A 19,763-nucleotide genomic window follows, 5' to 3' on the forward strand; every position below is an offset into this window, starting at 1 on the left:
GCGGAAGCGTTGGTTGTATGATTCAAACTAAATCAAAAACCGAATACGTTTTGGATACCTTATCCAGAGAAGGTGGAGGGACTGGCCCGATGATACCCGGCAACCGACATGACGCCATTCAGACGCGAGGAAGCGACTGATTGACAGGCGACATGCACGGTGCTAATTCCTGCAGAAACAAAAGTAGTCTGGAAGATAAGGGGGACATCAACACGGTTCTTACACGTGACGACAGCGACCTCTTTTCTTCGGGAAAAGAGGTCTTTTTATTGCTCCAGGTACTCAAACAAAACAAGTAGAGATAGAGGAAAAATACGTAGAGGGGAGTTTTGGAATCATGGCATATCGCGCATTGACTGAACAGGAAGCAGTGGAGTACGTAAAAGGAATACCAGGTCTTTTTAGCGAAGGAGCAGAGCTGACCAGCCGTGAAATCGGGGATGGCAATCTCAATCTGGTTTTTGACATTCAGGAGCTGGCAACCGGTAAGAGCGTCATTGTCAAACAAGCACTGCCTTTTGCCCGCGTCGTGGGAGAATCTTGGCCACTTACGATTGATCGGGCTCGTATCGAGAGCGAGGCACTCCGCATTCAGCACAAATACGTTCCAGACTTGGTGCCGCAGGTGTATCATTTCGATGGGGAACTTGCGTTGACTGTCATGGAAAACGTCGGGGACCACATCATCATGCGTAAAGGTCTGATCGAAGGAAAGCGGTACCCACTATTCGCGAAGCAAATTGGTCGTTTTCTCGCGCAAACCTTGTTCTTCACCTCCGATCTGGGCGCGCATCCGTACGATAAAAAAGCGCTAGTCGGAACATTCATAAATCCAGAATTATGCAAAATCACGGAAGATCTCGTCTTTACCGATCCGTATGAAAATGCGCCTACCAACGACTTCAACCCGTTGATTCGCCGGGAAGTCGAGGCGATCTGGAACAACAGGCCGCTGAAGCTGGAAATCGCCAAGCTGAAATACGATTTCCTTACGCGCTCGGAAGCGCTGCTGCATGGTGACTTGCATACGGGAAGTATTTTCATCACGGAAAACAGCTTGAAAGCAATCGATCCAGAGTTCGCTTACTACGGTCCAATCGGTTTTGACATCGGGGCGGTCATTGCCAATCTATTGCTCAACTACGCAGGACAGCACGGTTTGCAAAAAGATCAAGGAGAACGGGAAGCGTACCGCGAATACTTACTGGAAACGGTCGAGGATGTCTGGAATGAATTCGTTTCGCAATTCGTTCAGCTCTGGCACAAGCAAGCCAAAGAGCGCAGCGCCCATGTCGAGGGACTGTGGCAAAGCTACGTGAAGCGCTTGATTCAGGATACAGCAGGCTATGCCGGATGCAAAATCTTGCGCCGTGTCATCGGCTTGGCAGGCGTAGCGGACCTGAATGCCATTGAAGACGACCAGACTCGCGCAGAAGCAGAGCGTCTGGCTCTCTCGATTGGAGAAGCGCTGATTCTTGGTCGCGGCGGCATCGACGAATCGACAGATATCACGGACATCGTACGCACTGTGACCGAACGTTACTATCAGGAGGCTACAACAGTATGACAACCAGCACCCAATTGGCACCTGTTAAGTGGGAGAATGACGCATTGGTCTTGCTAGACCAGACGCGTCTGCCAGTAGAAACGATCTATTTGAACTTGACTACCTCCGAGCAAGTATGGGGTTCCATTCGTCGCTTGGAAGTACGAGGCGCACCGGCGATTGGCATGGCGGCGGCTTACGGGCTCTACCTTGGTATTCGTGGCAGTGAAGCGAGTAACTACGACGAGTTTTGGCAGGAACTGAACCAGCAGGCAGACTACCTGGGCTCTTCCCGTCCGACAGCCGTGAATCTGTTCTGGGCGTTGGATCGCATCAAAGCTCGTGTTGAAAAAGAAAGCGGAGCGTCGATTGCCGAGTTGAAGGCGGCTGTGCTCGATGAAGCACTGACGATTCAAAAGGAAGACGCTGAAGTATGCCGGACCATTGGAGAGCATCTGCTCACTCTGTTGCATGACGGTATGGGAATTCTCACGCACTGTAATCCAGGCGCATTGGCTACAGCAGCGTACGGTACGGCTACCGCTCCATTTTATTTGGCAAAGGAACGCGGCTGGAACCTGAAGGTGTACGCGGACGAAACCCGTCCTGTCCTGCAAGGCGCTCGTCTTACTGCATTTGAATTGCAGCAAGCAGGGATTGATGTGACGCTGATCTGCGACAACATGGCGGCGATGGTTATGTCCCAAGGTAAAGTAGAGGCTGTCATCGTGGGTACAGACCGCGTAGCAGCGAATGGCGATGTCGCCAACAAAATTGGTACGTATGGGGTAGCGGTATTGGCAAAAGCTCACGGCATTCCTTTTTACGTGGCAGCTCCTTTGTCCTCCGTCGATCTGGACACTCCGACAGGCGCAGATATTCCGATTGAAGAGCGACCAGCCGAGGAAATTACCCATGGCTTGGGCAAACAGGTAGCTCCAGACGATATTAAGGTGTACAATCCTGCGTTCGATGTAACGCCTGCGAAGTACATTACAGCGATCGTCACGGAGACAGGCATTTTCAAGCCGGAAGAGATCGGCAATAGCAAACCATAAATGAATGATTGATAAGCGTTCGCCCTGTTGTTACTGGCGGGCGCTTTTTTGCTCATTCTGGCGTTTTCCAGTAAAATATCCAAGAAAAGGGGAGATTCGTATGCAAACGATTCAACGGATAGCAATCAATGAAGATACATACTTGAAACAATTAGAATTAGCAGATGCTGAGGAGTTATTTTTGCTTACGGATTCGAACCGGGAGAATCTTATGGAATGGCTGCCGTGGCTGAATTATACGAAGAAGGTAGAGGATTCTCGCCAATTCATCCAAGCGACGATCCATCAGTACAACGATAATCGCGGCATCAACTACGGCATTTGGTACCAAGGACGTCTGGCTGGTACAGTCGGCGTACATACGGTGGATTGGATCAACAAAAAGACGTCTATTGGCTACTGGCTGGGTTCACAATTTCAAGGCAAAGGCCTGATGACAGAAGCAGTGGCGACCTACTTGGACGTATTGATCTTCGGGTCATGGGATTTGGAAAAAGTAACGATTCAGGCTGCTACGGAAAACGATAAGAGCAGATCGATTCCAGAACGATTAGGGTTTCAACTGGAAGGGATACTCCGCCGGAATGAATTCCTTTACGATCATTACGTGGATCATGCCACTTACAGCCTGCTAAAAGAGGAATGGCTTGACTGGAAAACCGATAAAAAATAGTAGATTGAACTGTATGCTTCGATTGACAATGAAAATTCTGTAAATTACGATGGTGAAGACAGATCAAGAGGGCTGCGTGTGATTCGCAAGCCCTTTTTTAGTCGTGCTGTTAGGTATGAATAAATAGAGGTGATTTACATGCAGACACTACGGCAATTATCTTGGTTTTTCCGTGCCTATTGGAAACGGTACGTCATTGGAATCTCTGTGTTGTTTATTATTGATGTCCTCATGCTTTGGCCGCCGAAATTAATCGGGGACACGGTGGATTCGATTCGCAACAGTTCCCTGACAAACGCTGACTTGACGCAAACAGTGGTCATCTTGCTCGTTTTGGGTGTTAGCTTGTATGGATTGCGGTTTCTCTGGCGGTTCTTGTTAAATGGGGGGGCCCTGATACTGGAGAGGACGTTGCGCGAGCGACTGTTTGCCCATTTGACGAGAATGACCCCGTCGTTTTTTCATCGCAAACGCAGTGGGGATCTGATGGCCGTCGCTACCAACGACATTCCTGCCATTGAACAAACAGCTAGTACAGGGGTGCTTACGCTTGTCGATGCGCTGTTCATGACCTTGTTAACGCTGGGCGTCATGGTGACCGCGATTGATTGGAAGCTGACACTGGCTGCACTGATCCCGATGCCGTTTTTGGCTTGGTCAACGGCGTACTATGGAAGGTTGCTGCATGAGCGCTTTTACTTAGCGCAGGAAGCCTTCGGAGAGATGAATGATCATGTTCAACAATCCGTATCGGGCGTTCGGGTATTGAGAGCATTTGTTCAGGAAAAGGCCGATATCGAGGCATATCGCCGGGTCAGTGAAAAAACGTTGGAGCGAAATGTGAGCGTTTCGCGGATCGACGCCCTGTTCGAGCCGACAATCGCGATTATTATTGGCTTCAGCTTTTTGATCGGGCTGGGCTATGGGACGTATTTGGTGTTCACCAGCGTCATCTCCTTAGGGGATTTGGTTGCGTTCAATTTATACTTGGGACTTTTAATTTGGCCGATGTTCGCCTTTGGTTGGCTAGTCAATGTGTTGCAGCGCGGTGGTGCTTCCCACAAGCGTTTTACAGAGCTAATGGTGGAGCAGCCAGATGTGGCGGAGGCAGCGAATCCGGTCACGAGCCAAATCGCCAATACCGTAGAAGCACGCCATTTTTCCTTTACGTATCCGGAGACTGACAAGCAGGCACTCACCGACATCTCGTTTCGTTTGGGTGAAGGAGAGACGCTTGGGATTGTCGGACGGACAGGAAGCGGCAAGTCGACGCTATGCCGTGCTTTATTGCATCAATATCAGATGAAGGAACAAGCTCTGTTTATCGGGGGCATCCCGATTGAGGGACTTGCTTTCGATACGCTGCGAGAAAAAATCGGCTATGTGCCTCAGGAGCATTTGCTGTTCTCACGGACGATTGCAGAAAATGTTACATTCGGGAAACCACAAGCGACGACCGAAGACGTGATGCATGCTTTGGAGCTTGCGGAGATGAAGAGAGATCTGGCGCAATTCAGAGATGGATTGCAAACCATGGTTGGAGAGAAGGGGGTCACCCTCTCCGGTGGGCAAAAACAGCGCATTTCCATTGCACGCGCTCTTTTGATGGATGCGGGTATCTTGATTCTCGACGATTCTTTATCGGCTGTGGATGCGCGGACCGAGGAGAGTATCCTGCGTCATCTGAGACAGGAGCGCGCAGATAAAACGACGATTATTACCGCTCATCGTCTGTCTGCCGTACAGCATGCACAACTGATTCTCGTGCTGGATGAGGGGCAGATCGTCGAGCGGGGGACACATGACGAGCTGATGCAGCGCAACGGCTGGTATGCAGAACAGTACCGTCGTCAGCAAATGGAACAGGATGTGGCTGGTTGAGAGAGGGGGAAAGCGTTTCATGAGCAAAGAAAATGTATGGGGGCGTTTGACCGAGTACGCCAGGCCATTTCAAAAGCAAATACTGGGAGCGCTGTTCCTGCTCTTGCTGGGAACGAGTGCAGAGTTGGCGGGTCCTTTTTTAGCCAAGGTCATCATTGATAATCACATCCTAGCGATCCAAAAGCCTTGGTATCAACTGGACGAAGTGCCACCACAAGCATCGGGGCAGGTCGCCTCACTGAACGGTACGAACTATATTCGTGAAGATGTCGCAGCAAAGACGGGTATTGCTTTGGATAGTATCCGTCAAAAAGAAGGAACCGTGCTGACAGAAGGCACGACCTATTACTTGGTTTCCGGCAAGGTGAATCCAAACACGGAGAAGCAATTCACCCCGATTACGCCAGAAAACGGCAGGGAACGCTTCGAGGTAACAACGAAGGATCAATCAGGTCAAAAGATGACCTCCACAGGCATTCGGCTGACCGTTGAGGAAGTCAAGGAGATGTATCAGGGGGATGTCCTGCCTATTGTCTGGCTGTCCGCAGGTTATGGAGCACTGATCTTGCTCTCAGCAGGATTCAATTACGTCCAGATTTTGTGGCTGCAAAAGATCGCGCAGCGCATCATTCAGCAAATGCGGATGAAGCTGTTTATCCATTTGCAAAAGCTCCCGGTTGCCTTTTTTGACAAAACGCCAGTGGGTGCGCTTGTCTCCCGTGTGAGCAATGATACAGAAGCCATTCGTGAGCTGTATGTGAGTGTACTCGCGACGTTTGTGCAGAATGGTCTTTATTTGATCGGAATCTTGATCGCGCTCTACATCTTGCAGCCTGAGCTCGCTCTCTTCTGCTTTTTGACGGTGCCAGTGCTCGTACTGTTAGTCTACGTGTATCAAAAGTACAGCTCTCGCTACTATGCGGTGATTCGAGCGAAGCTCGGTGATATGAATACAACGATCAATGAAATGATCCAGAACATGACGATCGTGCAGGCTTTTCGTCGGGAGAAAGGTGTGCAAAAGGAGTTTGCTGATGTAAATGAAGACTACTTCAAGGTGCGGATGAAAGAAATCAATCTCGAATCCTTGCTTTTGCGCCCAGCGGTAGATCTGATCTGGAAAATTTCCTTGACCCTGATCGTCTGGTATTACGGCTCGAGTTCCTTCCACAGTGCGATTTCCTTTGGTGCGCTTTTTGCTTTTGTTGATTACATGGGGCGTTTTTTCGAGCCGATCAACATGATCATGAATCGGTTGTCACAAATGCAGCAGGCGACCATTTCGGCGGGGCGCGTCTTCGAAATTATGGATGAGACCACGGAGAAGAAAGAAGCTGGTGCACAAATCGAGCGCCCGCGTGGAGAGGTTGTTTTTGATAGCGTATCTTTTGCTTATCAGGGTGACGATTACGTCTTAAAAAACGTCTCCTTTACGGCGCAGCCTGGTCAGACGATTGCACTGGTAGGGCACACTGGATCGGGAAAAAGCTCTTTGATGAATTTGCTGCTCGGGTTCTATCCGGTGACGAAAGGGAGCATTTTGATCGACGGGCAAGATATGAGACAGATTGATACGCACTCGCTGCGCAGTCATGTCGGACTGGTTTTGCAGGACCCGTTCTTGTTTACGGGAAGCATTGGATTCAATATTCGCATGTACAACGATACGATTACGGATGAAGAAGTGAAGCGGGCGGCAAAAGCTGTACGTGCTGACGAATTCATTTCCAAGCTGCCGAGCAGTTATGACGAACCAGTCGTAGAGCGAGGCATGACGCTATCGGCAGGCCAACGCCAACTGATCTCTTTTGCACGTGCATTGGCTGCTGATCCCGCGATGCTGATCTTGGATGAAGCAACGGCAAGCATTGACAGTGAAACAGAGCTAGCCATTCAGGAAGCGTTGCATGTACTATCAAAAGGTAGGACGACATTCATCATTGCCCATCGCTTGTCGACGATTCAGCACGCCGACCAGATTCTTGTTTTGTCCCGTGGAGAAATCATGGAGCGAGGTACACATGATGAACTCATGGTGAAAAATGGTCTTTATCAAAAAATGTATCAGCTTCAACAGGGGAGTGCTTCCGTAGAGAGTGCTTAGTAGGGAGCTAGGAAGGAGAAACAACACCATGTCACAGTCACGTTACACCTTTTGGGTGTTGATTTTGGTTGTCGGCATTGCGGGGTTAAGCCAAGGCTTGACGATCCCGATGCTGACGGTTTTATTGGAAAAACAAGGTGTTTCATCCGTGATGAACGGACTCAACGCCGCCGCCTTGTATATTGGGATGGTCATGGTCAATCCATTTTTGGAAATCCCACTGCGGCGCATTGGATACCGATCCACAATATTATGGGGGTTGCTGCTGGTGACGATCGCAACAGCGCTCATCCCGATGTTCAGCCATTTGGCGGTCTGGTTCGTATTACGTTTACTGATGGGAGTGGGCGATAGTGGTTTACATTACGCCAGCCAAATGTGGGTGACCAAGATCGCAGCCCCCGAGAATCGAGGACGCGATCTTTCCATTTACGGGCTGGCATATGGCGTGGGCTTTAGTATTGGTCCATTAGGCTTAAGCGTGCTCCATTTGGGGATTTGGGTACCATTTGGCGGCTTGCTCGTTCTGTATCTGATTGCCTTCTTATTATTATCCCGGATCAAAAATGAGTTCCCTGCACAGATCGAACAAACGGAAAAGAAGCAAAACAAATACGCATTTGTTTTGCGACTTGCTTGGCTGGCGCTGATTCCTTCGTTTTTGTTCGGATTCATGGAGACGTCACTCAACGGCAGTTTTCCCGTTTATGCCTTGCGTACTGGCTTGTCTGTTGAATGGGTTTCCTTGATCCTTCCGTCGTTTGTCGTGGGAAGTATTATTTTGCAGATGCCGCTGGGGGCATTGAGTGACCGTATAGGTCGCAAGCAGGTCATGCTCGCGTGTGCGCTTGTAGGGGGATTGGCCTTCTTCCTGTTCCCGTTTGCAGGTGAAAACGTATGGCTGATGATGCTGTTGTTGGCTATAGCTGGAGCGGCTGTCGGTTCCTTTTACTCGTTAGGTTTGGCTTTTTCGGCAGATATTTTACCAGCATCGATGGTTCCTACCGCAGGAATTATCGCGGGCGTCAATTTTGGTGTCGCCAGTATTTTGGCTCCGAATGTGAATGGCCTGCTGATGGACGTGTGGGAGCCGTGGACGATCTTTTGGCTGATGGGATCGCTGCTCATTGTTTTCGCGGCAGCTTGCCTGTTTTTCAAACAAAAGGCAACCCAAGAACAGACGTATTCGATGCCCTTGCAAAAACAGGGGTAAAACAAGGATGGATAAGCTTCGCCAAGCTTTTGGCGAGGCTTTTATTTTTTTGCCCAAAAAAGCATAAACGGGCATCAAGGAGGGAAGCGTATGAATAGTAAGTAGAACAGCATGATTGGAAGGGGTTACCCGATGCTGACACCATGCATTTTCAGAAGAGGCATTGCCTGGATCTTATTTTTCGTGCTCAGTCTGGTAATCATCCCGTTTTTCTCAGATGACGGCCAGGCTCCGACACCGTCTGCACCTGCACCTGCCACTACAAATGCAACTTCGCAGCCATAGCTTTGCCCTTGTGTTCACGAAAAAAAGACACGCCACTTACGAAGGCGTGTCTTTTTGCTGTAGTGTTAGCGGGTGACAAAATTTTGAGTGAAATATGGGCGGCCATCTTTGATCAGGATACCGACACCGAGCTGCTTGAAATTTGGAGAGAGCAAGTTTTGACGATGCCCTGCGGAGTTCATCCAGCTCATGTGGGCTTCGATCCCGTCTAGCTGTCCGTAGGCAATGTTTTCACCAGCTGCGCTGTAACGAATGCTGGCTTGCTTCAAACGATCAAACGGACTTCCCGTAGATGGGGAGGTATGGTTGAAAAAGTTATTCTGGGCCATGTCTTGGCTGTGTGCTCTGGCCACTGCTGCAACTTGTTCATCCCACGTGATAACGGGCAGCTTGGCACGTTGCCTTGCCACGTTGAGCAAGTCCAAATTTTGTTTCTCGTATGCGAGCGCTGCCTGCTTCATCTGTGCGTCTGTCAGTTTCGGCAGTTCAGGTAATTTCGTATAGGAAATGGGATACATCAAGCCAATCGCAATAGTGGCAAAATGCTCAGGAGTAGAGATGCGCACCCCTGCGACCTTATTTCCACCCAGCTGATCGATAGAGAAGGTGATCGCCTGATTGTTTTGGAGATAGGTCGGATGAGTAAGGGTATTTTTTTGGATACGCAGACTCGGGTTGATCGTCAGCGTATTTTGCGGTGCACCCCAGCTGTTTTGTAGGTCTTTTGTAGTAGAGCCAATCGTGATGCCATTCAGATTCAGCCTGGCTCCATTGGTAAACAACGTCACGACTTTGCCGTTTTGCATGCCGACTTGAATATAGTTGTTCAAATCTTGATTGTAAATCCACCATTCCACGCCCGTATGACTTGGATCAATGCGGGCAGGCTTGCCTACTGTTTGTTCTACCTGTGCTGTGCTCATTCCTAGCTGAAGGTTATAGACGACATTCGTTTTAACGGCTGCTGCTTGAGGGGCAGCAGATGCAGCTGAAACAGGAAGGACAGGGGCAACGTGGCCGAGCAGAGCCAGCGAAAGGCTCAGGGCGAGGATGCTGGTTACTTTCTGTTTTCGCATGTATCTTCCTCCTCGGTTGGATAGGATCTGCCTTGTTGGTAATGGTATCGGCAGGAAGCTCCTACAAAAATAGGGACCAAGGATGCAAAAATAAAACCCCCGCTATAGAGCGGAGGTTATGGTCGACGATCCCGGATGACATACGTTTTGGCGATCAGATCATGCCAGCCTTGCTTACGTGGGTGCCATGCAACCCATAGATAGCCCAGTCCGAATACGAGTGAAGCGACGAATTTGCCGATGACTTCTCGTAAAAATACCTGTCCGCCAGACAGATTGCCTCGCGCCTGTCTGGCACTGATGACACGGATGCCTATGATCAGCTTTCCCAAGGTTTGTCCGGTCCACCAGGTCAGCAAGATCATATAGAGGAGATCAAACAACGCCTCTACCAAATCGATGAAATGAAAAGAGGCGTATGGAACGGCAAAAAAACGTCGTAATGGATTGAAAATGAGGTAGCTAATGCCGATCAAGAACATCGAATCAAGGAGCGACGCCACCACACGAATCCAGAAGCCAGCATACAAATGTTGTGGTTGGGCTTCTGAATATGGATCAAGGGAATCAGGATCATGTGCTTTTTCTTCGTCGGGAAGCTGGTTCATAAGAAGCCACTCCTTTTTTGTTTTAACAGGCTAAGGCATGAACTGATACAGCAGGCGAGGTGAACTTTGGCGGTCCCATATTCGATTGAGACCAAGCGGATCAGGATTCGACCAATACTGCTTCATGCTGAATAACAGCTTGCTGATGGAGAGTTGGTCCGCATAGCGTATGACCATGGCTTCTTTTTCTCCAGACAAAGAGAGGGCATAGCGTGTCGCTTCCTCCAAATCGCCGAATTCATCGATGAGCCCCAAGCGTTTTGCTTGCTCACCGGAATAGACACGGCCGTCAGCGATTTCCAGCACGCGTTGACGGGAGAGGTTGCGGCCCTTGACGATGACGTCGACGAAATTGTTGTAGCTTTCGTTGACGAGTGTTTGGAAAATGTGCCGTTCTGGGTCCGTCAGTGGCCGGGCTGGACTGCCGATGTCCTTGAAGCGTCCGCTTTTGATCGCGTATTGATGTACACCTAGCTTGTTCGCAGCTTCACTATAGTTAAACAGATTGAAAATGACGCCGAGGCTGCCGGTTAGTGTGTTGGGATTGGCAAAAATCGCATCGCCTGTTGTGGCCAAGTAATAGCCGCCTGAGGCTGCTGTGGAACCCATGCTGACGACAATAGGAAGATTGCGAACCTGCTTGAGTCGCAGCAAGCGTCTGTGCAGTTCATCGGTAGCGACGACCTCTCCCCCTGGACTATCAATGCGAAGGACCACGGCTTTCACCATCTCATCCTCTTCAATTCGGCGTAGCTGTTCAGTCAATAGCTCCGTCATCGAAGGCAGCCCGGCGTTATTTTGTTGCCCCGAAATAACGCCGTTTACAAATAGCTGCACAATTTTGCTGTTGCCATAGCCCGATACCACATTTTCTTCCCAAGCGAACCCAGGATGGTCGACGAGATCTGTATAAGTCCCGTAAATACCCTCCACCAAAAGCCCTAATAGAAAAACGACCAGTACGATTACGAGCGCGACCCATTTTTTTCGATGCATGAAAACCACCTCACACTTAGCATGAGCCGTCGAGGGCAGAGTTACGCATAGGACTAGCACTGGAAAAAATGGGAATGAGGTAGGCTGATAGTAAATTCATGAAATCTTTTGACTATTGCGGTAAAATGAAATCACAAGAACTACAAGCTTGTTTTATCGCAATAGGGGGACAGACAAATGATTATACAGGTGTCGGATTTGACGAAGAACTACGGCGATCTGAAAGTGTTGAAAGGCATTACGACTCAGGTAGCAGAAAAGGAAGTAGTCTGTGTCATTGGTCCGTCTGGCTCGGGCAAGAGCACGTTTTTACGTTGCTTGAATCAGCTGGAGGAAATGAGCGGCGGAAGGATTGTCATCAACGGACATGATTTGTCAGACCCCAAGACCGATATTAATAAAGTCAGAGAAGAGGTCGGGATGGTCTTTCAGCGCTTTAATCTCTTTCCGCATAAAACGGTGCTGGAAAACGTCATGCTGGCCCCTGTAAAAGTGAAGAAAATGTCCCAGGAAGAAGCCCGCAAGCAAGGCTTGGTTCTCTTGCAGAAGGTGGGGCTCCAGGATAAGGCCGATGTGTATCCCGAGCGGCTGTCTGGCGGGCAGATGCAACGAGTCGCAATCGCAAGGGCGCTCGCCATGAATCCAAAGGTTATGCTGTTTGATGAGCCGACATCCGCCCTAGACCCGGAGCTGGTAGGAGAGGTGCTTGCCGTCATCAAAAATTTAGCCAAAGAAGGCATGACAATGGTAGTCGTTACACACGAAATGAATTTTGCCAAGGAAGTGGGCGACCGCATCATTTTTATGGATCAGGGTATCATCATGGCAGAAGGTCATCCCAGCGAGGTTTTTGGCAACAGCAGTAACGATCGCTTACGCTCGTTCTTGGGCAAGGTATTGGCGTAAAAAAAGGGCACCAGTTGCTTCGTTTCGTTTCATGAAAAACGAGGCACTGGTGCCGTATTATTTTGCTGCATCCAACAATTGACTGACCGTGACAAACCGATAGCCCTGCGAACGCAAATCCGTGATGAGCTCCCGAAGCGCAGCGACTGTTTGCCGTTGGTTCAGACCCCCATCATGAAACAGGATGATATCCCCGGAGGAGACATTGCTTTTGACGCTTTTGGCAATGACATTAGCCGTGCGTGCCAAAGACCAATCACGAGGATCAATGGACCAGTGAATGATGTCGTAGCCACTGGATTGAACCGCATTCATGACGTCATGTGTCAGGATGCCGTAGGGGGGACGGTAGTATTGCGCCAAAATGCCGGTCGTCTTCAAAATGGAGCGCTCTGCATGCTTGATGTCTTCGTACACTTCATGCTCGGTCAGCTTGTTCAGGTCAAAATGGTGGTAGCCGTGGTTGCCGATTTCATGCCCGGCCTTGTAAATCCACTGCATGACCTTTGGATGCTTGTCCACTTGTGAGCCAAGGACAAAAAACGTAGCGCGAACATTGTACTGGTGCAGCACCTCAAGAATTTTGGGCGTGTAGATAGCATCCGGCCCATCATCAAAAGTGAGGGCGACGACCTTTTTCTCTGTGTCGATTCTGTGGATCGGCTCATACGAAGGTAGTGTTTGCTGGGCAAAGGTAGGTAGGGTGCCGTAGCCAAGAAGGCAGGCGAAAAGCAAGGCGTACCGTATGCATTTGCGCATGAACAATCGCCTCCTTCTTCTGGGATGTGATTAGGTTCACCTCCTGCCAGGGAAAACATGCTACCAAAAGAAAACAGCGGTCAGAGTAGGTGGCGGTTATGTTAAAATGGAAGAACCGTACATAGGAGAGGAGAGAGTTTGGTGGAACTCCGCGGTATTTTGCAAGGACTAACACACGAGTACCATGGAGGGGACAAGCCGGTAGACTACTATTTGAATATCGGTGAAGATCGCCTTCCGCTTAATGAATGGCTGGGCAGTGAATTGACGATTTCGTTTTTGGGCGAAAAAAATTGCATTGCCTGTGGTCGCAAAACAAACAAGACGTTTAACAGCGGGTATTGCTATCCCTGTTTTACCAAACTGCCAGAAAATGACTTGTGCATCGTCAAGCCGCATGAATGTCATTTTGACTTGGGGACTTGCCGGGACGAGAGCTTCGGCGAGAGATATTGCATGATTCCTCATTTTGTCTATCTGGCAGTATCGAGTGATATAAAGGTAGGATTGACTCGCAAGCATAATGAATTGAGACGCTGGGTGGATCAAGGTGCGATTCGCGCGATTCCGATTGCGGAGCTTCCCACTCGTCGGATGGCTGGGGAGCTTGAATTCCATTTGAGTCAGTTTTTGCCGGACAAGACCAACTGGCGCAAAATGCTCAAGGGAGATGTGAAGGAAATTGACTTGCTCGCCATGCGTGACGAAGTGTACGGTCATTTTCCTGAACAGTTTAAAGCATTCCAATATCGCGAGGACGAATGGGTAGATATTGCCTATCCGATCTTGGAGTCACTAGATAAAATTAATTCCAAGACACTCGATAAAGAAGAACAGCTCGGCGGGCGATTGATCGGTGTGAAAGCACAGTATTTGATTTTTGACAATGGTGTATTCCAGACGAGAAAGCACGCTGGCTACCAAGTCGAGATCAAAGCAAAACCGTCTGCATAATGACGTGCAAACTCCTCACACTAGGACATGTGAAGGAGGATGGGCAGATGGATGAGCATATTGAGTATACCATGCCTTTAACCGGGACACTGGCTGAGGCTGAGGAAGACCAGAATGCCAAGCAATTAGGGGTGCCCTTCTCGCCGCTTTCGCAAATGTGGCAGGTAAATCCTGACCAGACGAATGAGAAAGATTATGCTAAGGCCGAGCGCACCGAATAACAGATACCACATGAGAAGGAAACGTATGACGACAGCCAGAAGAGAGGGACGGCTGTCGTATTTTGTTTGCTACACGTTTACCAATTCTTATACAATAAATAAATGACAGAAACGAAAAAGCGAGGAAATGAATATGACGACGAAAGCCTACCTATACAACAAATGTGATACATGCCGCAAAGCGAAAAAATGGCTCACGGATCAACATATTGGCTTCGAAGAAATTCCGATTGTTGATGCACCGCCGTCTAAAGAGGAGCTGCGTCAAATTTGGCAGACAAGCGGTCTCGATTTGCGCAAGTTTTTCAATGTGAGTGGTGTTCATTACCGCGAGCTCGGCTTGAAGGACAAGCTTCCTACAATGTCAGAGGATGAAATGCTTGAGCTGTTGGCTTCCAATGGCAAGCTGATCAAACGGCCTCTTATCGCAAGCGATCGTACGGTAACCCTTGGTTTCAAAGAAGAAGAGCTGGAGAAGGCTTGGGGAGGGAAGGCATGATGCGCCAACCTTCCAACAGACTGAACCATCTTTCCGCCGACATTTTTTCAGAGATGGAGGCTCGCAAAAGGGAAGTTGCCAAAACAAGAACGGTATACGACTTGAGCATCGGCAGTCCTGATCAGCAGCCTGACGAGAAGCTACTGCAAACGTTAATCTATGCCATCCAGCAACCAACTGCTTTTCGCTATCCATTGAGCGATGGAACGGCGGCCTTCCGAGAAGAGGTCGCCCGCTGGTATCAATATCGTTTTGGGGTGGAGCTGGCGCCTGATGGGGAGGTTCATTCCTTGATGGGGTCACAGGATGGTTTGGCTCACTTTGCTTTGGCATGGACCGATCCTGGAGATATCGTCCTCGTACCTGATCCTGGGTATCCAATCTACGAAGGCAGTGTTCATTTGGCGGGAGCGGTACCTTACCGGATGCCTCTGCGGGCAGAAAATGAATTTTTGCCAAAGCTGACAGACATTCCAGAGGAGATAGCGACTCGTGCAACGTTCATGATTCTGAACTATCCGAATAATCCGGTTTCCGCGGTCGCTACCCTTGCCTTTTTTGAAGAGGTCGTGGCTTTTGCCAAGCGTTTTGACATTATCGTGGTTCATGATTTGGCCTATTCGGAAATGGTGTTTGACGGCTACCAAGCGCCGAGCTTTTTGCAAGTGCCAGGAGCGAAGGAAGTAGGAATTGAATTTAATTCGTTTTCCAAGAGCTTCAACATGGCAGGTTGCCGGATCGCTTACGTTGTAGGGAATGCAGACATCATCAAGCCGCTTGCGATTGTCAAATCCAATATCGATTACGGCGTCTTTTTGCCTGTACAGCAAATGGCCATTGAGGCTTTGCGAAGGGATCGGGAATCGGGTGGGAAAAACACAGTCGCACCCGTTTACCAAGAACGGCGTGATGTGCTGCTAGGGGCATTGGCACAGGCAGGATGGAGCATTCCATCTCCCAAGGCGACCATGTTCGTCTGGGCAGCTGTACCGAACGGCTGGACGTCACGAGAGTTTGCCTTCGCTGTACTGGAGAAAGCCGGAGTCGTGGTCGTTCCGGGAAGTGCCTTCGGCGAAGAAGGAGAAGGGTATGTACGAATTGCTCTCGTTCAACCTCCCGAAATCTTGTTAGAGGCTGTGGCTGCCATCGATCAATCCGGGATTCTTCGCATGAAAACAAGTGTGTAGCGGTTGAAGTCAAAAAAGAGGGGATGAGCTTTCATGCGTTTGCACGAAGAAATGCCTGACTTTCCTGGGATTACAGAGTGGATCAACGGGCAAGTAACCAAAGCTGATTTGTTTGGAAGTCCTGTCTTGGTGCATATCTGGTCCGTCAGTTGTTACATGTGCAAGGAATCGATGCCAAGCATAAACGAATGGCGAGATCAATACGCTGCTAACGGTTTGAAAGTCATTGGAATTCATATGCCTCAATCGGAAAAAGATACAGACATCGAGATGATCAAGAAGGCGATTGCAGAACAACATTTGACACACCCTATTGCAATCGATAATGATAGAGGGACAGCCGATGCATTCCAGAATGAATACGTCCCCGCTTTTTATTTGTTTGACGAGGCTCTTCAGTTACGTCATTTTCAGGCAGGAGAGAAGGGTCTCCAACTGGTAAAAAAACGCTTGTTCAGAATTTTGGGGATCGAAGAGGAATCCTAGAATGTTCGTCTAATTATGTATGTGTAATGGATTGTACCCGATAGGAGGATATGTAAACGATGGAATTCCCGAAAAATCTACGTTACAGTGAAGAGCATGAGTGGGTGCGAGTAGAAGGAAACAAGGCGTACATCGGAATCACTTCTTTTGCTCAATCAGAGCTGGGTGACATCGTGTTTGTCGAATTGCCTGAGGTAGGCACGACAATCCAACAGGATGAGCCGTTTGGTAGCGTGGAATCGGTAAAAACCGTTTCTGAGCTGTACGCTCCTGTAACTGGTAAAGTAGTAGAAGTAAATGGCGAACTGGAAGATGCACCTGAACTGGTTAACTCCTCGCCATACGAGCAAGCATGGATGATCGTCGTCGAATTGTCTGATGCAGCTGGGCTGGACAAGCTGATGGATGCAGACAAATACGAAGCGATGGTAAAAGAATAGGAAACAAAAAAGCCGGGGCTTTTATGCTCCGGCTTTTCTTTATTTAGGGATGGACTACTCCAGCTTGAATGTTCGTACTGCATCATTTAGCTCTTCTGCCATTTTCGCTAGCATCGTTGCAGCCGAAGAGATTTCCTCCATGGAAGCGGTTTGTTCTTCCGCTGCTGCTGCAACTGTTTGAGAGTTGCCAGCTGATTGTTCTGCGATTTGTGTAATATGCGTTATTGCAGATACAATCGTTTGCATTTGCTGACTGATCTTGCTCATTTCTGTTGTCACTTCATTCATACGGTCGAGCAGCCCTGACGTGGAGCCAGTAATTTGCTCAAATGCATTTCCTGTTGAGCGAACGAGTGTCATGCCTTCTCCCAAAATAGAAGCGCCATGATTCATTGCCGCGATCGCTGAGCCTGTGTCCTGCTGAATCACGGTGACGATGTGACTGACTTGCTCAGCGGCAGAGCTGGACTGCTCGGCCAACTTGCGCACCTCGTCGGCTACAACTGCAAAGCCTCGTCCTTGTTCTCCGGCGCGAGCTGCTTCGATAGCGGCGTTCAGAGCGAGCAGGTTGGTTTGATTGGCGATCGTCGTGATGAGTGAGATCATTTCTCCAATCTCTTGGGAGCGCTGGCCTAGCGTATTGACGATGGTAGAGGTCTTGGCCATCTGGCTATGGATCACATCCATGTGCTCGACCGTTTTAGCTGCCATCTGATTGCCATCTGTGGCTTGGCGGTTCGCTTCTTGTGTAGAGAGATTTACATCCTCAATTCCTTTTTCCATCGCTTCAATGTGTACGGCAATCTCGTTGATGACTTCATAGCCTTGAACAGTCGCATCCACTTGCTGCTCAGTACCGTAGGCAATTTCTTGAACGGATTGAGCGATCTGCTCTGTTGCTTTGCTCGTCTGTTCCGCACTTGCCATCAATTGCTCAGACGTAGCAGCAACCTGTTGAGCGTTGAAGCTGACTTGACCCAGCGTTTCGCGCAAGGTTGCCGTCATGGAGTTGAAGCGATTTGCCATAACCCCTATCTCATCGGCTGTCTGAATATCCATGGAAGCAGTAAAATCGCCGTTGGAGAGGGCTTGCGACAGCTGGTTGGCTCGCTCGATTTGTTTGGTCAGGTATTTGCTGAAGGAATAAATGACAGCAATCATGATCAACAGACCGATCAGGCTCACCGTACAAAGCTCAAAGAACAAGTCATAGAGAGGATCTGCAATTTCTTTTTCTGGCATAACGAGAGCGATTGTCCAGTTTGTATCTCCGAGCTCTTGAAAATAAACACGATTGATGCCGTTTTCATCGTTAAACGTCTTCATGCCTGACTTCTCTTCTAGAAGAGAAGGACCTATTGCTGCCAAGGAAGCATTCTCGTCAGATTGAACGGAATGATTCATCAGCTTGTCTGATTGAGGATGAGCGAGGTATCTCCCTTTTTGATCCACCAAAAAGGCCCAACCTGTTTCGCCTACTTTTGTACTAGAGACGAGCTTTTCCACGTCAGTGAGGGTAATATCGTCTGTGGCCACACCCAGAAGCTTTTTATCCGGGGTGTAAAAAGGAGCGACTACCGTCACCATTGACACCTTGGAAATTTCGTCAAAGTACGGCTCTGAATAATCGCTTTTCTTTGTGGTCGTGATGCCGACCTTGTACCAGTCTTGATTTGGATAGTTATAGGAGTCGCTGCTGTATTCATCTGTAATGTTAACCTTGCCGTCAGTCTTTGCCCCGTATGTAGCAACGAGTTTTTTGTTCGGGTCAAAAGCGTAAGGTTCCATGAAAATTCCCATTCCAACCGTCGTGTCATTAATGAGAACGGTTTTGGACAGCAGGGAATTTAACTGCTCCAGCGAATTTGTAATAGGAGCCATTTCAATAAAGCGAGCCATACTCAGGGTTACCTTGCTGTGGGCTTCCAGTTGCTTTTCCACATTGCTGCCGACCATATCTAGTTGATAATTCATTTTGTCCTCAATTTCCTGGTTCAGTTGGTCGACAGAGAACCAGAAACCGATACCCACAACGAGCAAAAGTGTCAAGATAATGACAGGAAGGGTAATAGTCAGAGTCCGAGCACGAAGACTTTTGAAACGAAACATGAAACCGCTCTCCTTTTGAATTTTTGCTAAAACGATTATTATTCCTTATTATCGGATAGATTAAGACTATCTTGTATGATGGATTTAGGCAAATGAGGGAAAATATTCACGCTAGTCAGAAAATGTTGCAGAAATCAAAGTAAATCGAGTAAAATAGATAAACCAAATCTTTATGCGATTTCCTTCATTGGTATCATTTGCGGGTGGAGTGTTAATGGGTATATAAGCTACAATGCGGATACAGACAGAAGTTTCGACCAAGAAACGGACATGGACGTTTCATTTGGCGAATAGGGAGGGAGACTATATGAGTTTTTGTTGTGGTGCTGGAATGGTAGGTTCCGTAGGCTCAGTCCGTCATTATAAAACGCTTGTACACAATGTCCCCATCATGTTTTGTCCTGTATGTGACAGAATTGAGGTTCATCCCGGTATTGAGGGAGAATACGAAATTTTAGTAGAATATGCTCAGGGAGATCAGGCTCCAGAAGTGGATTTTGCTGACTTTGTGAGTGTTGACAATACATCCGAGTTGTTTGAGAATTGTACCATGACGGATGAAGCGGCCAGCTTCGCCGAAGTATTAAAGCAGCAGATCGATATTTCACTTGATCTGCTCGGAGTCGCCAAGGAGTTACAGGATGACGATTGGCGGGAAGCATTGATGATTCGTTTAAGACGGTTAAGTGAGCGATTGAAGCAGTACAATAAAAGAAAAGCTAATGTCGCACAAGAGCGCATGACCTGAGTTGACGTGGGAGG

The 19,763-nt window shown here is 48.7% G+C and carries 20 protein-coding genes and 1 riboswitch; of the genes, 15 read left to right on the plus strand and 5 right to left on the minus strand.

Annotated features, from left to right (window positions below):
- Window positions 1–56: 56 nt before the first annotated feature.
- Window positions 57–202, plus strand: a riboswitch (SAM riboswitch).
- Between the two features lie 135 nt (window positions 203–337).
- The 7 genes from mtnK to POF51_RS17150 all read left to right on the plus strand — a co-directional run bounded on the left by mtnK (window position 338) and on the right by POF51_RS17150 (window position 8,760).
- Window positions 338–1,567, plus strand: coding sequence for an S-methyl-5-thioribose kinase (gene mtnK, locus POF51_RS17120; protein ID WP_069848840.1), 1,230 nt, complete (start codon window positions 338–340; stop codon window positions 1,565–1,567).
- Window positions 1,564–2,604 carry an S-methyl-5-thioribose-1-phosphate isomerase gene (gene mtnA, locus POF51_RS17125; protein ID WP_017251457.1) on the plus strand — a complete coding sequence of 347 codons (1,041 nt, stop codon included), beginning with the start codon at window positions 1,564–1,566 and terminating at the stop codon, window positions 2,602–2,604. Before mtnK ends, mtnA begins: the two co-directional genes overlap by 4 nt.
- 100 nt (window positions 2,605–2,704) lie before the next feature.
- On the plus strand, window positions 2,705–3,277 hold the full coding sequence (locus tag POF51_RS17130; RefSeq protein WP_069848838.1) for a GNAT family N-acetyltransferase: 573 nt from the start codon (window positions 2,705–2,707) through the stop codon (window positions 3,275–3,277).
- 138 nt (window positions 3,278–3,415) lie between these two features.
- Complete coding sequence (locus tag POF51_RS17135) at window positions 3,416–5,158, plus strand: ABC transporter ATP-binding protein (protein WP_069848836.1); 1,743 nt, start codon at window positions 3,416–3,418, stop codon at window positions 5,156–5,158.
- Between the two features lie 19 nt (window positions 5,159–5,177).
- Complete coding sequence (locus POF51_RS17140) at window positions 5,178–7,262, plus strand: ABC transporter ATP-binding protein (protein ID WP_069848834.1); 2,085 nt, start codon at window positions 5,178–5,180, stop codon at window positions 7,260–7,262.
- 28 nt (window positions 7,263–7,290) lie between these two features.
- Window positions 7,291–8,475, plus strand: coding sequence for an MFS transporter (locus POF51_RS17145; protein ID WP_069848831.1), 1,185 nt, complete (start codon window positions 7,291–7,293; stop codon window positions 8,473–8,475).
- 132 nt (window positions 8,476–8,607) lie between these two features.
- Window positions 8,608–8,760 carry a hypothetical protein gene (locus POF51_RS17150; RefSeq protein WP_017251452.1) on the plus strand — a complete coding sequence of 51 codons (153 nt, stop codon included), beginning with the start codon at window positions 8,608–8,610 and terminating at the stop codon, window positions 8,758–8,760.
- 65 nt (window positions 8,761–8,825) lie between these two features.
- On the opposite strand, the gene POF51_RS17155 is transcribed toward POF51_RS17150, so the two are convergent.
- The 3 genes from POF51_RS17155 to sppA all read right to left on the minus strand — a co-directional run bounded on the left by POF51_RS17155 (window position 8,826) and on the right by sppA (window position 11,440).
- Window positions 8,826–9,836 carry a CAP-associated domain-containing protein gene (locus POF51_RS17155; protein ID WP_069848828.1) on the minus strand — a complete coding sequence of 337 codons (1,011 nt, stop codon included), beginning with the start codon at window positions 9,834–9,836 and terminating at the stop codon, window positions 8,826–8,828.
- 116 nt (window positions 9,837–9,952) lie between these two features.
- The gene (locus tag POF51_RS17160) at window positions 9,953–10,444 is read right to left on the minus strand and encodes an RDD family protein (RefSeq protein ID WP_069848826.1); all 492 of its coding nucleotides are present in this window, start codon (window positions 10,442–10,444) and stop codon (window positions 9,953–9,955) included.
- Between the two features lie 30 nt (window positions 10,445–10,474).
- The gene (sppA, locus tag POF51_RS17165; RefSeq protein ID WP_017251450.1) at window positions 10,475–11,440 is read right to left on the minus strand and encodes a signal peptide peptidase SppA; all 966 of its coding nucleotides are present in this window, start codon (window positions 11,438–11,440) and stop codon (window positions 10,475–10,477) included.
- Window positions 11,441–11,617: 177 nt separating this feature from the next.
- Here sppA and POF51_RS17170 point away from each other — a divergent pair, with 177 nt between their 5' ends.
- Complete coding sequence (locus POF51_RS17170; RefSeq protein WP_083261665.1) at window positions 11,618–12,346, plus strand: amino acid ABC transporter ATP-binding protein; 729 nt, start codon at window positions 11,618–11,620, stop codon at window positions 12,344–12,346.
- Between the two features lie 57 nt (window positions 12,347–12,403).
- Here the strand turns inward: POF51_RS17170 and POF51_RS17175 are convergent, their stop codons facing one another.
- On the minus strand, window positions 12,404–13,105 hold the full coding sequence (locus tag POF51_RS17175; protein ID WP_017251448.1) for a polysaccharide deacetylase family protein: 702 nt from the start codon (window positions 13,103–13,105) through the stop codon (window positions 12,404–12,406).
- Window positions 13,106–13,246: 141 nt separating this feature from the next.
- Between POF51_RS17175 and POF51_RS17180 the strand changes: the two genes are divergently transcribed.
- The 6 genes from POF51_RS17180 to gcvH all read left to right on the plus strand — a co-directional run bounded on the left by POF51_RS17180 (window position 13,247) and on the right by gcvH (window position 16,892).
- Window positions 13,247–14,059 carry a DUF2797 domain-containing protein gene (locus POF51_RS17180; protein ID WP_017251447.1) on the plus strand — a complete coding sequence of 271 codons (813 nt, stop codon included), beginning with the start codon at window positions 13,247–13,249 and terminating at the stop codon, window positions 14,057–14,059.
- A gap of 47 nt (window positions 14,060–14,106) precedes the next feature.
- A complete protein-coding gene (locus tag POF51_RS17185) occupies window positions 14,107–14,280 on the plus strand; it encodes a hypothetical protein (RefSeq protein WP_170831600.1) in 174 nt (57 codons plus the stop codon).
- Window positions 14,281–14,413: 133 nt separating this feature from the next.
- Window positions 14,414–14,779 (plus strand): arsenate reductase family protein, encoded by a 366-nt coding sequence (locus tag POF51_RS17190; RefSeq protein WP_026043314.1) that lies wholly within the window; start codon window positions 14,414–14,416, stop codon window positions 14,777–14,779.
- Window positions 14,776–15,966: an aminotransferase class I/II-fold pyridoxal phosphate-dependent enzyme gene (locus POF51_RS17195; protein ID WP_069848823.1), complete on the plus strand. Its 1,191-nt coding sequence runs from the start codon at window positions 14,776–14,778 to the stop codon at window positions 15,964–15,966. The genes POF51_RS17190 and POF51_RS17195 overlap by 4 nt, the downstream gene beginning before the upstream one ends.
- A gap of 33 nt (window positions 15,967–15,999) precedes the next feature.
- Window positions 16,000–16,452 carry a redoxin domain-containing protein gene (locus tag POF51_RS17200; RefSeq protein ID WP_069848821.1) on the plus strand — a complete coding sequence of 151 codons (453 nt, stop codon included), beginning with the start codon at window positions 16,000–16,002 and terminating at the stop codon, window positions 16,450–16,452.
- 59 nt (window positions 16,453–16,511) lie between these two features.
- Window positions 16,512–16,892, plus strand: a complete 381-nt coding sequence (gene gcvH / locus POF51_RS17205; protein WP_017251442.1) for a glycine cleavage system protein GcvH — start codon at window positions 16,512–16,514, stop codon at window positions 16,890–16,892.
- Between the two features lie 54 nt (window positions 16,893–16,946).
- On the opposite strand, the gene POF51_RS17210 is transcribed toward gcvH, so the two are convergent.
- Window positions 16,947–19,001, minus strand: a complete 2,055-nt coding sequence (locus tag POF51_RS17210; RefSeq protein ID WP_069848819.1) for a methyl-accepting chemotaxis protein — start codon at window positions 18,999–19,001, stop codon at window positions 16,947–16,949.
- Window positions 19,002–19,308: 307 nt separating this feature from the next.
- On the opposite strand from POF51_RS17210, the gene POF51_RS17215 reads away from it, so the two are divergent.
- Window positions 19,309–19,749, plus strand: a complete 441-nt coding sequence (locus POF51_RS17215; protein ID WP_017251440.1) for a hypothetical protein — start codon at window positions 19,309–19,311, stop codon at window positions 19,747–19,749.
- Window positions 19,750–19,763: the final 14 nt, after the last annotated feature.

This window comes from Brevibacillus sp. AG, from assembly GCF_028369215.1.
In the GTDB taxonomy this organism is placed as follows: domain Bacteria; phylum Bacillota; class Bacilli; order Brevibacillales; family Brevibacillaceae; genus Brevibacillus; species Brevibacillus porteri.

Excerpts from the sequence above, each read along its gene's own strand:
- mtnK (WP_069848840.1), top strand. The coding sequence starts at position 338 with ATGGCATATCGCGCATTGACTGAACAGGAAGCAGTGGAGTACGTAAAA.
- mtnA (WP_017251457.1), top strand. The coding sequence starts at position 1,564 with ATGACAACCAGCACCCAATTGGCACCTGTTAAGTGGGAGAATGACGCA.
- POF51_RS17130 (WP_069848838.1), top strand. The coding sequence starts at position 2,705 with ATGCAAACGATTCAACGGATAGCAATCAATGAAGATACATACTTGAAA.
- POF51_RS17135 (WP_069848836.1), top strand. The coding sequence starts at position 3,416 with ATGCAGACACTACGGCAATTATCTTGGTTTTTCCGTGCCTATTGGAAA.
- POF51_RS17140 (WP_069848834.1), top strand. The coding sequence starts at position 5,178 with ATGAGCAAAGAAAATGTATGGGGGCGTTTGACCGAGTACGCCAGGCCA.
- POF51_RS17145 (WP_069848831.1), top strand. The coding sequence starts at position 7,291 with ATGTCACAGTCACGTTACACCTTTTGGGTGTTGATTTTGGTTGTCGGC.
- POF51_RS17150 (WP_017251452.1), top strand. The coding sequence starts at position 8,608 with ATGCTGACACCATGCATTTTCAGAAGAGGCATTGCCTGGATCTTATTT.
- POF51_RS17155 (WP_069848828.1), bottom strand. The coding sequence starts at position 9,836 with ATGCGAAAACAGAAAGTAACCAGCATCCTCGCCCTGAGCCTTTCGCTG.
- POF51_RS17160 (WP_069848826.1), bottom strand. The coding sequence starts at position 10,444 with ATGAACCAGCTTCCCGACGAAGAAAAAGCACATGATCCTGATTCCCTT.
- sppA (WP_017251450.1), bottom strand. The coding sequence starts at position 11,440 with ATGCATCGAAAAAAATGGGTCGCGCTCGTAATCGTACTGGTCGTTTTT.
- POF51_RS17170 (WP_083261665.1), top strand. The coding sequence starts at position 11,618 with ATGATTATACAGGTGTCGGATTTGACGAAGAACTACGGCGATCTGAAA.
- POF51_RS17175 (WP_017251448.1), bottom strand. The coding sequence starts at position 13,105 with ATGCGCAAATGCATACGGTACGCCTTGCTTTTCGCCTGCCTTCTTGGC.
- POF51_RS17185 (WP_170831600.1), top strand. The coding sequence starts at position 14,107 with ATGGATGAGCATATTGAGTATACCATGCCTTTAACCGGGACACTGGCT.
- POF51_RS17190 (WP_026043314.1), top strand. The coding sequence starts at position 14,414 with ATGACGACGAAAGCCTACCTATACAACAAATGTGATACATGCCGCAAA.
- POF51_RS17195 (WP_069848823.1), top strand. The coding sequence starts at position 14,776 with ATGATGCGCCAACCTTCCAACAGACTGAACCATCTTTCCGCCGACATT.
- POF51_RS17200 (WP_069848821.1), top strand. The coding sequence starts at position 16,000 with ATGCGTTTGCACGAAGAAATGCCTGACTTTCCTGGGATTACAGAGTGG.
- gcvH (WP_017251442.1), top strand. The coding sequence starts at position 16,512 with ATGGAATTCCCGAAAAATCTACGTTACAGTGAAGAGCATGAGTGGGTG.
- POF51_RS17210 (WP_069848819.1), bottom strand. The coding sequence starts at position 19,001 with ATGTTTCGTTTCAAAAGTCTTCGTGCTCGGACTCTGACTATTACCCTT.
- POF51_RS17215 (WP_017251440.1), top strand. The coding sequence starts at position 19,309 with ATGAGTTTTTGTTGTGGTGCTGGAATGGTAGGTTCCGTAGGCTCAGTC.